This window comes from Pararhizobium sp. PWRC1-1, from assembly GCF_049897905.1.
In the GTDB taxonomy this organism is placed as follows: domain Bacteria; phylum Pseudomonadota; class Alphaproteobacteria; order Rhizobiales; family Rhizobiaceae; genus Pararhizobium.
Genome location: NZ_JAFCXE010000007.1, coordinates 197,280 through 209,923 on the forward strand (window position 1 = coordinate 197,280; position 12,644 = coordinate 209,923).

Consider the following 12,644-nt stretch of genomic DNA (forward strand, 5'->3'; position numbering starts at 1 on the left):
TCGCCGGGACACAAAAAAGGCGGCTCGAAGCCGCCTTTTTTGATGGACTGATCCGATGGACCGTTGTCAGCCTTCGGCACGGCGTGCCTGACGGGTGGCTTCGAGGGCGCGTTCCATATACATGTCGCGATCGTAGACATCGTGGAAATATTCGACCGCTCCGTCCTTGTTCGGCCACGCCGTGAAATAGGCGACATAGACCGGAATCCTCTCCGGTACGGACACGCCCTTGTTGCGGCCGCCGGCGATCTGCTTGCCGATATCCTCGACAGACGTTCCGAGCACGGCAGCGGCCATCCGGCGCGGATCGGCCAGACGCACGCAACCGTGGCTGAGCGCCCGGTCGTCCTTCTTGAAGAAGCTCTTCGACGGCGTGTCGTGCATGTAGATCGCATGCGTATTAGGAAACAGGATCTTCAGTTCGCCCAGCGCATTGTCGCTGCTTGGCGGCTGGCGCACGGCGACACCGGCCGTCGAGCCGTTCCAGTTGACATCATAGGACGACACCGGACGCCCCTTGAGTTCCACCTGATAGCCAAGACGATCGAGATAACCCGGATCGTTGCGCAGTTTGGGCAGCATCTCGTTGATGATGATCGACTGCGGCACGCCCCAATAGGGGTTGAACTCGACGGTCTGGATTTCGTCTTCAAAGAAGAATGTCTGATGCGCCTTGGAACCGACGACAACCCGCATCGAGAACTGCTCGGCGCCCTGATCGTGATAATAGACCATGTAGGCGGGCTGATTGATGAAGACGTAGCGGTTGCCGAGATCGGCGGGCAGCCAGCGGGCCTGCTCCATGGCAATCCGAACTTTCGCGGCCTTGCTTTCGGTCGTGTCCCCACCCGTCAGGATGCGGATCGACGCCTTGCCGACGACGCCGTCCGGCGTCAGGCCGTGCTCCTTCTGGAAGCCCTCGACCAGCGCCACCAGTTCCGGCGTATAGTCCGGCGTTCCCTGATAAGCGGAGAGGGTCAGCGAATGTTCGACCTTCAGCGCATCGGAGCCCTTGACACGGATGGCAGCGACGACATTGGCCAATTCCGGATTGCTGATACCCGGCTTCAACAAAGTGCCCGGCGCGATCGTGATCCGTGGTGCATCGCCGGTCTGTGCCTGCAGCGTCGCCAGTTCCCGCTTCAGCGCCAGGAATTCAACGCCGGAAGGCGTCTGGGAATTGAGGTAGGCAGCGACATCGTGGCTTCTGGCGATATTTTCCAGCTTGCCCTTCAGGTTGACGTCCTTGCGCTTAAAATCGTGATAGCCGGAAATCTTGTTCGGATCGATGCGGCCACGTACCGTGTCGGCGATATAGGTGAGTGTTGCGGCGGACAGCTGGATCTCGAACTCGACCAGCGCCTTTTCCCGCGATGCCATGTCGTTGCGGTCGAATGTATCGGAGGGCGCATTGATGGCATAATCCTGGGGATCAAGACCGACGCTTGCCGCCTGCCCCAAGACGGTCAGTGCTGCCTTGGCGGCTGTGTTTGGCGCTTCGCCGTCAATCCAGACAAACCCATCGCGGCCGGCATAAAAATTCTCGATTGCCTTGGCGACGTCGGCCGGAGCGTAGGCGGTGACTTCGGGAAGAAACTGGCGGGCATCGGCGAGCGCGGCAGTCGGCGCCGGCGGCAGGACGTCGCTACGGACGGAGCCAGTCACCACCGGATCGACGAGCTTTGCCGTGGCGATGCGGCGCAGCGGCTCGGCCTTGTAGGTGTAGTATTGTGGCGAGGTCACCTTCGGCAACGGACGCGCGGCCTGTTTCTGCACGGGCTGCATCTGCTCGACGCCCGGCAGGGGCTGATACTCTTCGACAACGGGCTTTTTCTTCCGGAAGAGATCCAGAAGATTCAATGCCTCGGCGCGCTGGACACCGAGAGAGGCGAACGCACACCCGGTCATCAGTGTCACGATCGCAGCGGTCTTCATCAATTTCATAGGTTCACTCGTCCCCGTATCGCATTGCCGCCACCAGCGGTTCGCGCCTGATGCACCGTCATGTCACCAGGCTTTCGTACTTATAAGAAAGGATGGTGAATGAAAAGGAAACGCGCGCCTTGGAAAGCCTCTGCAGACCGTCACAAATGTGTGAGGGCGGCTGCATGAAGAAGACGGATCAGGACATCCAAAAATTTGAATTCCCTGCATTATTTCTTCACGGCGAAAGAAAATCCGCGCGCTGCACAAAAACTGCGGAAAACGCTGGCTAAACTATCCGCCCGCTTGTGTCTGAAAAGGCACATGCTGACCGGCGCCCGGACGTGCGAACGGTCATCGCAGCGAGCAATCGCAGGAAACATCCAACGGACGGTATTTTAAACGATTGTAGCGTGGCACCCGCCCCTGCAACCTCTTTACAAGCACCGGCCAACTGGGCCAGAGAGAACCGCATCACAGCTTCGGACCGCCGCACCCGGCGGCCAAATCCACCTTCCGGTGTCGCCGCCCGGCCTTGAAACCGCCCCGGTCCTACACCGCATGACGAAAGCAGGGATTACGATGACATCAACGCGCACGGAAACAGATACGTTCGGCCCGATCGAAGTCGCCAGCGACCGCTACTGGGGCGCGCAGGCACAACGCTCGCTCGGCAATTTCAAGATCGGCTGGGAAAAGCAGCCGCTGTCGATCGTGCGTGCGCTCGGCATCGTCAAGCAGGCCGCCGCCCGCGCCAACATGGAACTGCAAGGGCTGGACCCGACCGTCGGCAAGGCAATCATCGAAGCCGCTCAGGAAGTCATCGACGGCAAGCTCAACGATCACTTCCCGCTCGTGGTCTGGCAAACCGGTTCCGGCACGCAGTCGAACATGAACGCCAATGAAGTCATCTCCAATCGGGCGATTGAAATGCTCGGCGGCGTCATGGGCTCGAAGAAGCCGGTGCATCCGAACGACCACGTCAACATGAGCCAGTCGTCGAACGACACCTATCCGACGGCCATGCATATCGCTTGCGCCGAGCGCGTCGTCCACGACCTCCTGCCGGCGCTGAAGCACCTGCATGCGGCGCTCGTCGCCAAGGTGAAGGCATTCGACCACATCATCAAGATCGGCCGCACCCATACGCAGGACGCCACCCCGCTGACGCTCGGCCAGGAATTTTCCGGTTACGCCGCCCAGGTCGCCTCCTCGATCAAGCGCATCGAAATGACCCTGCCTGGCCTCTGCGAACTCGCCCAGGGCGGCACGGCCGTCGGAACAGGCCTCAACGCGCCGATCGGCTTTACCGAAAAGGTTGCCGAGGAAATCGCTGAGATTACCGGCATCGCCTTCGTCACCGCACCCAACAAGTTCGAGGCGCTGGCCGCTCATGATTCGATGGTGTTCAGCCACGGCGCCATCAACTCGGCTGCCGCTGCCCTGTTCAAGATTGCCAACGACATCCGCTTCCTCGGCTCCGGTCCTCGTTCGGGCCTTGGCGAACTTTCGCTGCCTGAAAACGAGCCAGGCTCGTCAATCATGCCAGGCAAGGTCAATCCGACCCAGTGCGAAGCCCTGACGCAGGTCTGCGTCCAGGTCTTCGGCAACAACGCAGCGCTGACCTTTGCCGGCAGCCAGGGCCATTTCGAACTCAACGTCTACAATCCGTTGATGGCCTATAACTTCCTACAGTCGGTACAGCTCCTGTCCGACGCCGTGGTCTCCTTCACCGACAATTGCGTTGTCGGCATCGAAGCCCGCGAAGACAACATCAAGGCGGCACTTGACCGCTCGTTGATGCTGGTGACGGCACTGGCCCCGAAGATCGGCTATGACAATGCCGCCAAGATCGCCAAGACCGCCCACAAGAACGGCACGACCCTGCGCGAAGAAGCGGTTGGCGGCGGTTACGTCACAGACGCCGAGTTCGACGCGGCGGTTCGCCCCGAAACGATGATCAGCCCGTCCTGAGACAACACCGACGCAATCTGAGGTAGATTATTCGGGCAGCCATTTCGGCTGCCCGTTTTCATTTGGCAACCCGGCAGGCTTTATCTACGTGCAATCTAATTGACCAAATTCGCCAAACGTTAAGCCTTCCAAAATCTTTAACCCCTAAAACTAGCGGCTGGAGACAACAAAACAGGAGCTTGCCATGCAAGCGGCTTCGAACAAGGCCCAAATACCCGACATCGCAGCGCAGGTAACCTATGCGATGCGCATCATGGGTATCTCGCCGCTACCACGCAACTATGAGCTTTATTACGAAGCCTATATCGGATCCAATCCCAAATTGACCAAGGAACTGGCAGCGCTCGGAAGCCGTGCAACCCAGGAAGAACTGGACGAGATCGGCGCCCGCTACTTCGCGCATTTTCATCACGCCGCCGGTATCGATCGGGCCCACAATCACCTGGCCAGCGAACTCGGCGATCTTCTCAAGCTGCTCAGAGACGAACAGTTCGCGCTCGAGAACTATAACAAGCTGCTGGACGAGACTTACCAGAACATCACCGGTAAAAGCAGTTCCAGCGCGGAAATCCTGCGCCAATGCGTCAGCCTTTTGACCGAGGCGACGGCGGACACGATGAGCCAGGGCAAGGAACGAGCCGAAAACGTGTCGATGAAGTCCTTCGAGATGGAGGTCATCCGCCAGGAACTCGACGAATACAAGCGAATCGCCAATACGGATTCGCTGACCCGCCTTGCCAACCGCCGGGCGTTCGACGAGAAACTGGCCTCGATCTATAATTCCGAACAACAGCGCAGCTTTACTGGCCTTTTGATTGCCGACATCGACCATTTCAAGAAGGTCAACGACAGCTACGGTCACCCGGTCGGCGACAAGATTCTGGCTACCGTCGGCACGGTCATCCGCGCCAACCTGCGCCGCGACGCCTTTGTGGCGCGCACCGGCGGCGAGGAGTTTGCCATCATTCTGGCGGACAGCAGTCTTGAGGAGAGCCTGCAGGTGGCCGAGCGCATTCGCAATGCGCTGGCGACCACGCCCTTCAAGAATTCCAAGACCGGCGTCAATTACGGCCCGATCACACTGTCCGTCGGTGTCTGCCAGGCATCGCATGCCGACGACCCGACCGATCTCTACAACAAGGCCGACATCGCGCTCTATTGCGCCAAGAACGCCGGCCGCAACAGGACGATCCTGTTTGAAGAGGGCATGAAGAAGGATACCGGCAAGAACTGGCTGATCTACCGCAAATAGGCGGCAATGCCATTGTTGGACCGGGGCGCCCAAGTGGCGCCCTTTGTTATGCCCCCAGGAAACAGCTAACTACCGGCAGGCCGAAACACCGGCCGCCTTGGCGATGGCGATCAGTTCTGGGCGGTATTCGAAATGCATGGTGTCGTAGTGATACCAGCGCCCGCCCCAGATAAAGCCGTGCCGCTCGAAGGCATCGACGATGACAATCGGATATTTGTTGCTGTACCGCGCTACCCTGCCCGGCTTGCCGCCTGACCAGATCCAGTAATCCGCATATTTGGTGTTGATATCGATCGCCGCGCCAAAACTGTGAACCGACATGTTCGATGCGCCTGACACCTTGCGCCAGTTGAAGGTACCGGCCGACGGCGCCAGAAACGCCTTCATGCCCGGTATGGCCTTCAACTCATCCCGCACTTTTTCAAGCGCCGCGGCAGCCCCCTGCCGTTTGGTGACGCGCAGTGTTTTGCCGAACCAGTCGACCGGCACCAGCGATGCCTCTACCTCGCTTGCCGATTTGCCGTAAAGCCGCATCATCAGCGCGTCGCCGCGAATGCGGCCCGGATCGACATTGACGGCAGGTTTGGTCTCGCACGGACCTGCCGGATAAAGCTGAGATAGGCTGTCTTCGATATCGCCCGTCGCCAGTTTTTCCGCATGGTTTTTGACCTTGCCGTCATCGACCGGCAGCAAGCGACCGTCGCGAAAACGGATCGCTCCGTCTTCATGCTTTGCAAGTGAGCCGGGATAGGCAGAGACCAGCAAATCCAGTTTCTGAGCAAGCGTCAGATCGGCAGCCGCCAATGGAAACGCTGAAGCCAGCATGGCTGCAAATGTCAGGCTGGCGAGCGTCCGGTCAATCGACCGTGACATTGATATAGTCGCCGTCGGCACCCCGGAAAATCTGCACGTTGATGACGGAGCCGCCCCGCAACAGCGCACGGGCAGCACGGCTCTCGATCGTGCCGTATTCGATCATGCGTTCGGCCTTTTCGCGGTTCTTGGCCGAGGCAAAGAAACTGTCGCCTTCATCGCCGGGCTGGCTGACGCCGTAGCGGTGATAATTCGCCCGGTCCTGCCGGATGACCTGCCATGGCTCGGTGAGTGCCTCGCCATTGGAATTATAGAGGTCTTCGTCGCCGATATAGGCGTTGTATTGCTCGACGAGCCTATCGGCCCTGGCAGCACCTGCAGAAAGGCCGATCGCCATTACGGTTGTCAGAAAAGCGGTCCTGTATTTCATGTGTGTCCCCCAACAGACGGTAACTGTGCTCCGCATCCATCTAACGAAACAGGATGCCCGTTGCTGAAAAAACGTTTCGCCGCAGCGTTTTATTCGACCGGTCTTGCTCCGCTACCACATGGTTTTTGCGGCGCGCTCCGGCCATTCGCGGTCATAGGTCTCCTTGTCGAAATCCGCTTTGGCAGCTTTGAGCAGCGTCCCCGGCGTCGGCAGGGACTGCGGATCGACAAAACGCTCGGGATTCCAGATCTGCGATCGGATCAGCGCCCGGGCGCATTGAAAATAGACCTCACCGATGGTGACAACGATGACGCTGCGCGGATGTTTGCCATCGACCTCGAACGAACCGGTCAGCTCTGGATCGACGCTGACCACGGCCGTGCCGTTGATCCGCATCGTCGTGTTGGAGCCGGGGATGAGGAACATGAGTGCAACGCGCGGATCGCGGACGATATTGGCGAGCGAATCGACCCGGTTATTGCCGCGCCAGTCCGGCATCAACACGGTCTTGTCGTCGGCGATCCGAACGACGCAGGCATCGTCGCCGCGCGGCGAACAGTCGAGCCCTTCCGGTCCGACCGTGGCGAGCGCTGCAAACGGGGCCGCCTCGATCATGCTGGCATAGTCAGGCGTCAGCCCGCTGGTCACCTTGACCAGCGATGCCTCGCTGGTGCTGCCGTAAAGTGCTGTCAGTTCCTCGACCGTGCGAATGATCGTCATGCCGTTCTCCATCGAACCCGTCTCCACCAGCCCTCTTCATGAAGCCGTGGCGATCCTTTCGACCGATAGCATGACGCCTTTATGACAGCACTTACGAAATTCGCTCAGGCAGCCTTTCTACGATCGGTCGCTCCCGCATGAATGAAGGCATTGATCCGCGCGATCACCGGGTCCGCAGAGACGATCCGGCGGTGGCCGAGGCCGTTTGCCCAATCAAGCTCGACATTGTCGCCTGCCGCCGCATAACGGCGCGCATGATCGGCGGAAACTTCCTTGTCATCCTCAGCATGAACAACCAGCACCGGCGTGGTCAGCATGCCGAGAATGCGGGCTGCATCGAACTCTTCCAGCCTGCGGCCGGAAAGCCGGACCACCATATCTTCCAGTGCCGCCTGGGACTTCGCAGACAATTGAAGATATCGTCCAAACCCTTTGAAAAGCCAGGTCATCTCGCTGGGTGCGCCGACCAGCACCATTCTCCTGGCAACATGGGAGGGCACATCGCACACGAGACCGCCCGCAGCACAAGCGAGACTGGCGCCGCCGAACGAATGGCCGACGGCGACGTCAAAGCCGCCGAACTGCCGCCATGCCGCGTCAATCGCTCGCACGGCGGCCGGCATGGTCAAGGTCCGCCCCGGCGAGGCGCCATGTCCCGGCCAATCCAGGGCGACTACCTCGGCGCCGCCGGCCGTCAATCCGCCGATCATGGGTGCCAGATAGTCGCTGCGCGATCCCCATCCATGCACCAGCAGGATGCGTCTGGTCGCGATGCCAGTGGACTGCGCTTCGAAATGCTTTGCCATCACCCAGCCGCCGGCAAAGGACAGCGTGACCAGCCGCGCTCTGGCCATGACGGGTTCTGCCGCCGCCAATGCTGCTTTTTCCTTGCCGCTCTTCGGTTTTCGCGACGGCGTGATGCTGAACAGGCGAAATGCCAGCCGCCCCGCCAACTCGGGTGAGAGCGCCGCAACGGTTTTGAGCGCAAGGCGGGTGACCTTGATCGCAAACGATGCCATAGTGGGATTCCCTTTAAATGTTCAATGATGAACATTATTGTACAACGATGAACAAAAAGCAAGAGACGATCGAACATCATCATTTTCCCTGGGATCATCCGCGTTTCCGCAGTTGGATCGCCGTCGCCCGCGCCTGCCAGCTGATGCAGCAGACGCTGACGCGCAAGCTCGCCGAGCTCGACATCAAGCCGCCGCATCTGGATATCCTGATCAACCTCTATCGTTTCGAAGGCATCTCGCAGCAGGAGCTGGCGCGAAAGCTGCTGGTCGGCCGCTCCAACATGAGCATGCTTCTACCCCAGCTTGAAAAGCGCGGCCTGATTGAGCGGCGCGGCGATGAAAAGGACAAGCGCGTGCTGCGGCTGTCGCTGACGGCAAACGGCCGCCTCCTGACCGAGCAGGCGATGGAGATCCAGACCGCGCTGATCGACAAGTCGCTGGAGAGCGAACCAATCGAGGAGTGCCTGATGGTCGCCCAATCGATGGAGCGGCTGATCCAGCGGCTTTTGAAAGAAGAAGTCGATCTCGACTAGGCAGCGAGATTAACGCGGCTTTTCCGCCTTGTCCCGGGTCATGCCCTTGTCGGCCAGATCCTGTTCGTAAGCCGCAAACAGCGTCTCGCCGGTGGCACCCAGTTCGCGCAGATAATTCCAGGTGAAGATGCCGGTATCGTGGCCATCGTCAAAGCCGATGCGCACGGCATAGTTTCCGGTCGGCGTCATCGAGATGATCGAGACATTGCGCTTGCCGGGCACGGTCAGGCCCTGCCCCGGTCCATGGCCCTGGACTTCTGCCGAAGGCGACAGGACGCGCAGCATTTCCGCCGAAAGATCGAAGGATGTGTCGTCGTTGAAGGCAACCGTCAGTCGGTGGCGGTCCTTCGACACACGCAGTTCAGTCGGCCAGATATCGCTCATGCCATGCAGTCTCCATTGATGCGGAGAGCACTAGCGCAGTTTCCGGCCGGATGGAATTGTTTGCGCGCGTGCGCGTACTTCCTCTGATCATAAGCCCGCACTTCCTCCGATCATAAGAAAGTGTTTCGCGCCTGTTTTGTCATGGTTTTGACCGCTTTAGCCTTGACGCAGGCGGTTTTGGTCACGACATTGAAGGAACAGGGAGAATTGTGTTGAATACCGTCACCATCGACAGGATCGGCGCCCACACGCTGCTCGATGCCAAAACACCGATGATCGACCCGTTCGGGCGGGCCGTCACCTATCTCAGGGTTTCGGTGACGGACCGGTGCGACTTCCGCTGCACCTATTGCATGGCCGAAAACATGACCTTCCTGCCGAAGAAGGACCTGTTGACGCTGGAGGAACTGAACCGGCTCTGTTCCGCCTTCATCGCCAAGGGCGTGCGAAAGCTGCGGCTGACCGGCGGCGAACCCTTGGTGCGCAAGAACGTCATGTTCCTGGTACGCGAACTCGGCAAGCATGTTCATTCGGGCAAGCTTGACGAACTGACGCTGACCACCAACGGCTCGCAACTGTCGAAATTCGCCGCCGAGCTTGCCGATTGCGGCGTGCGGCGCATCAACGTCTCGCTCGATACACTCGATCCTGAAAAATTCAAGCAGATCACCCGTTGGGGTGAATTGTCGAAGGTCATGGAAGGCATCGATGCCGCGCAGGCCGCCGGCATCCACGTCAAGATCAACGCCGTGGCGCTCAAGGGCTTCAACGACGCGGAAATCCCCGGCATGATGCGCTGGGTGCATGGGCGCGGTATGGACCTGACGCTGATCGAAACCATGCCGATGGGCGAGATCGACGAGGATCGCACTGACCACTACCTGCCTCTGTCGGAGATGCGCGACCGCCTTGCCGAACAGTTCAGCCTGTCGGACATCGCCTACAAGACCGGCGGCCCTGCGCGTTATCTGCAGGTCGCCGAAACCGGCGGCCGGCTTGGCCTGATCACGCCGATGACCCATAATTTCTGCGAGAGCTGCAACCGCGTCCGCCTGACCTGCACCGGCACGCTCTACATGTGCCTCGGCCAGAACGATGCCGCCGACCTGCGCACGGCACTACGCGCCTCCGATGACGACGCCTACCTGTCGAGCGTCATCGACGAGGCCATCACCCGCAAGCCCAAAGGCCACGACTTCATCATCGACCGCACCCGCAACAAGCCCGCCGTCGCTCGCCACATGAGCGTTACCGGCGGCTAAAAGACAAACGTGTTCAGGATAGGCGCGGGATATCGATGTCGGTCACAAGGATGCATCACGACGAGCTTGATATTAACAAGCCGCTCGTAAACCGCCTGATCGCGGAACAGTTTCCGGCCTGGACCGGCCTTCCTCTTGAACCCGTCCTGTCGGCCGGCACGGACAACGCCATCTACCGGCTGGGAGATGACATGGCCGTGCGTCTGCCCCGTCTTAGCGGCGCTGCCCTGCAGGTGGAGAAGGAAAGCCTCTGGCTCCCTCGCCTTGCCCCGCATCTGCCGCTCGCAATTCCGGTTCCGCTGGCGCTCGGCATCCCCGCTGCCGGTTATCCCTTCCATTGGTCGGTCTGCCGCTGGCTGGCAGGCAAAGACGCTGTTGTCAGCCCGATCGCTGATCTGCACGAGGCCGCCGCCAGCCTTTCCGAGTTCATCTGCGCCCTGCAGAAAATGGACATCGCCGGCGGCCCGCCACCCGGCGCGCACAATTTTTTCCGCGGTGCTTCTCTGGCAAGCCGGGACGCGCAGACACGCGCCGCAATCGAAAGCCTGAACGGCATCCGCTCTGGAGATCGAGCCGTGGGACAAGCCACCCGTCTGGCTTCATGGAGATATTCACGCGGGGAACCTGCTTGTCCAGAAAGGCCGCCTCACTGCCGTCATCGACTTCGGCGGTCTCGGCGTCGGCGATCCCGCATGCGATCTGATGGTCGGCTGGAACCTGCTTTCCGCCGAGACCCGCGCCACCTTCCGCCTGGGGCTCACTGTTGACGACGCAACATGGGAGAGAGCCAAAGGTTGGGCACTATCCGTCGCAGTTGTCGCCTTGCCCTACTATCTCCATACAAACCCGATCCTTGTCGAGATATCGCGCCACGCTATCAGACAGGTACTTGCCGATCATTCGGACGTATTGAACGATTGAACCGTCGCAACGAAAAGCCGCTCGTTTTAAGTCGGGCGGCCTGAAACATCGTCAGCGTTTTTGCTACGCAAGCAGCACAGCTTCCGCCGTATGCTGCTGCACCCCACCGCCAGAAACAGAGCGGCTGGTGCCCATCGTGAAGTGCTCGATCTTCTCGTCGCTTGCTCACACCACGTGCAGTGATCGCGTGAGATCGAAATATTTGCCACCGCAAAGCGAAATTTTCGCTTGAGCCGGACCATGCGTCATACCGTATTGAAGATTCGAAAGGAGTTTCGGATGGATAGACGCATGCAAGACGAGATTTCATTGACTGCTCTGGAGTGCTCCCAACGCATCGGCCTCAGCGTTCGTGCGTTGCGCCTTTATGAGCAGCATGGCCTGATCTCTCCCCTGAGAACAGCCAAGCGCTGGCGGCTTTACGGCAGCAGGGAAATCGCGCGTCTGAATGAAATACTGGCGCTCAAAGCGCTGGGGCTGAGCCTTTCCAGCATCGCCAAAATCCCCTGCGGCCATCCGGTCGATCTCACCCGAACCCTCGCCCTGCAGCATAGCGCGCTTGAGGAGGCGAGAAGCCGCGCCGAACAGGGACTGCGCGTCATCGAAAAACTGCAACAGAAGCTCGCCTCCGGTGCAAGCGCATCGATCGACGATCTCATGAAGCTAGCAAAGCACACCAACATGACCGAACCGCTGAAGGATACAGTCGCCTGGCGCCGCTACGAGCAGATGCGGCCACGCGAGGAAATTTCGATCGATCCCGTAATCTACGATACCTATGTCGGTGCCTATGAGCTTGAAGAAGGACCGTTCTGCATCGTGTCCCGCCGCGACAGTCGGTTGTTCTACCGGATCGTCGGCCAAACGGACATCGAGATTTTCCCCGAGACCGAAACCCAGTTCTTTATGAAGCCTCTTCCGGTTCAGATAACATTTATCCGGGCTCTAGATGGGAGCGTGCACGGCCTCATTCACCATCAGGATGGTTTCGAGCAGAAGGCAATCCGGGTGAATTCCGAGCGTATCAAGGCTGAGGAAGAAGCGTTGAAACTGCGCGTCAGCCAGAAGATCGCCGTGCAGGACAGCAAAAGCATACTGCTGCGCGTCATTTCCGAACATGCGCGCGGCGAACCCGACTTCGATGGCATGACGCCACCGTTGGCCCAACTGGCGAGAGAACAGCGGGAGTTCATAAAGGGAGAAATGGATAGGGCCGGGCCGCTCAAAAGCCTCTTGTTCCTGGGCGTTTCACAGGAAGGCGCGGACATCTACAACGCGCATTTCGAAAACGCCAACATGGAATGGGGGTTTGCGCTCGCCTCGAGCGGCAAGCTCGCCATGCTCTATCTCCGGCCGACGCCGTAACCGCGATGTTCGGACGGACGGCGGCCGGTTAGCCTTGAAGATTAACCG

General features: G+C 59.7%; 11 protein-coding genes and 1 pseudogene. 6 read left to right on the forward strand and 6 right to left on the reverse strand.

The window, feature by feature from the left end:
- Nucleotides 1–66 precede the first annotated feature (66 nt).
- Complete coding sequence (locus tag ACP7E0_RS13640; RefSeq protein ID WP_426125564.1) at nt 67–1,944, reverse strand: L,D-transpeptidase family protein; 1,878 nt, start codon at nt 1,942–1,944, stop codon at nt 67–69.
- A gap of 540 nt (nt 1,945–2,484) precedes the next feature.
- Here ACP7E0_RS13640 and fumC point away from each other — a divergent pair.
- Both fumC and ACP7E0_RS13650 read left to right on the forward strand, forming a co-directional pair.
- Nucleotides 2,485–3,897: a class II fumarate hydratase gene (gene fumC / locus ACP7E0_RS13645; RefSeq protein WP_426125565.1), complete on the forward strand. Its 1,413-nt coding sequence runs from the start codon at nt 2,485–2,487 to the stop codon at nt 3,895–3,897.
- A gap of 184 nt (nt 3,898–4,081) precedes the next feature.
- A complete protein-coding gene (locus ACP7E0_RS13650) occupies nt 4,082–5,149 on the forward strand; it encodes a GGDEF domain-containing protein (RefSeq protein ID WP_426125566.1) in 1,068 nt (355 codons plus the stop codon).
- A 69-nt stretch (nt 5,150–5,218) separates the two neighbouring features.
- On the opposite strand, the gene ACP7E0_RS13655 is transcribed toward ACP7E0_RS13650, so the two are convergent.
- From ACP7E0_RS13655 to ACP7E0_RS13670, 4 genes are all read right to left on the reverse strand, one after another.
- The gene (locus tag ACP7E0_RS13655; protein WP_426125567.1) at nt 5,219–6,022 is read right to left on the reverse strand and encodes a M15 family metallopeptidase; all 804 of its coding nucleotides are present in this window, start codon (nt 6,020–6,022) and stop codon (nt 5,219–5,221) included.
- A complete protein-coding gene (locus tag ACP7E0_RS13660) occupies nt 6,006–6,392 on the reverse strand; it encodes a hypothetical protein (protein WP_426125568.1) in 387 nt (128 codons plus the stop codon). Before ACP7E0_RS13660 ends, ACP7E0_RS13655 begins: the two co-directional genes overlap by 17 nt.
- 111 nt (nt 6,393–6,503) lie before the next feature.
- Nucleotides 6,504–7,112, reverse strand: coding sequence for a pyridoxamine 5'-phosphate oxidase family protein (locus ACP7E0_RS13665; protein ID WP_426125569.1), 609 nt, complete (start codon nt 7,110–7,112; stop codon nt 6,504–6,506).
- 104 nt (nt 7,113–7,216) lie between these two features.
- Nucleotides 7,217–8,131, reverse strand: a complete 915-nt coding sequence (locus tag ACP7E0_RS13670; protein ID WP_426125570.1) for an alpha/beta hydrolase — start codon at nt 8,129–8,131, stop codon at nt 7,217–7,219.
- A 47-nt stretch (nt 8,132–8,178) separates the two neighbouring features.
- On the opposite strand from ACP7E0_RS13670, the gene ACP7E0_RS13675 reads away from it, so the two are divergent.
- Complete coding sequence (locus ACP7E0_RS13675; protein ID WP_426125572.1) at nt 8,179–8,664, forward strand: MarR family winged helix-turn-helix transcriptional regulator; 486 nt, start codon at nt 8,179–8,181, stop codon at nt 8,662–8,664.
- A 9-nt stretch (nt 8,665–8,673) separates the two neighbouring features.
- Here ACP7E0_RS13675 and ACP7E0_RS13680 read toward each other — a convergent pair whose 3' ends face one another.
- Nucleotides 8,674–9,048 (reverse strand): gamma-butyrobetaine hydroxylase-like domain-containing protein, encoded by a 375-nt coding sequence (locus ACP7E0_RS13680; RefSeq protein WP_426125573.1) that lies wholly within the window; start codon nt 9,046–9,048, stop codon nt 8,674–8,676.
- Between the two features lie 272 nt (nt 9,049–9,320).
- On the opposite strand from ACP7E0_RS13680, the gene moaA reads away from it, so the two are divergent.
- From moaA to ACP7E0_RS13695, 3 genes and pseudogenes are all read left to right on the forward strand, one after another.
- On the forward strand, nt 9,321–10,310 hold the full coding sequence (gene moaA / locus ACP7E0_RS13685) for a GTP 3',8-cyclase MoaA (RefSeq protein WP_426125639.1): 990 nt from the start codon (nt 9,321–9,323) through the stop codon (nt 10,308–10,310).
- Between the two features lie 50 nt (nt 10,311–10,360).
- Nucleotides 10,361–11,231 (forward strand): annotated as a pseudogene (locus ACP7E0_RS13690) (aminoglycoside phosphotransferase family protein).
- Between the two features lie 279 nt (nt 11,232–11,510).
- Nucleotides 11,511–12,596, forward strand: coding sequence for a MerR family transcriptional regulator (locus tag ACP7E0_RS13695; RefSeq protein WP_426125575.1), 1,086 nt, complete (start codon nt 11,511–11,513; stop codon nt 12,594–12,596).
- The last annotated feature ends 48 nt before the right edge of the window (nt 12,597–12,644 follow it).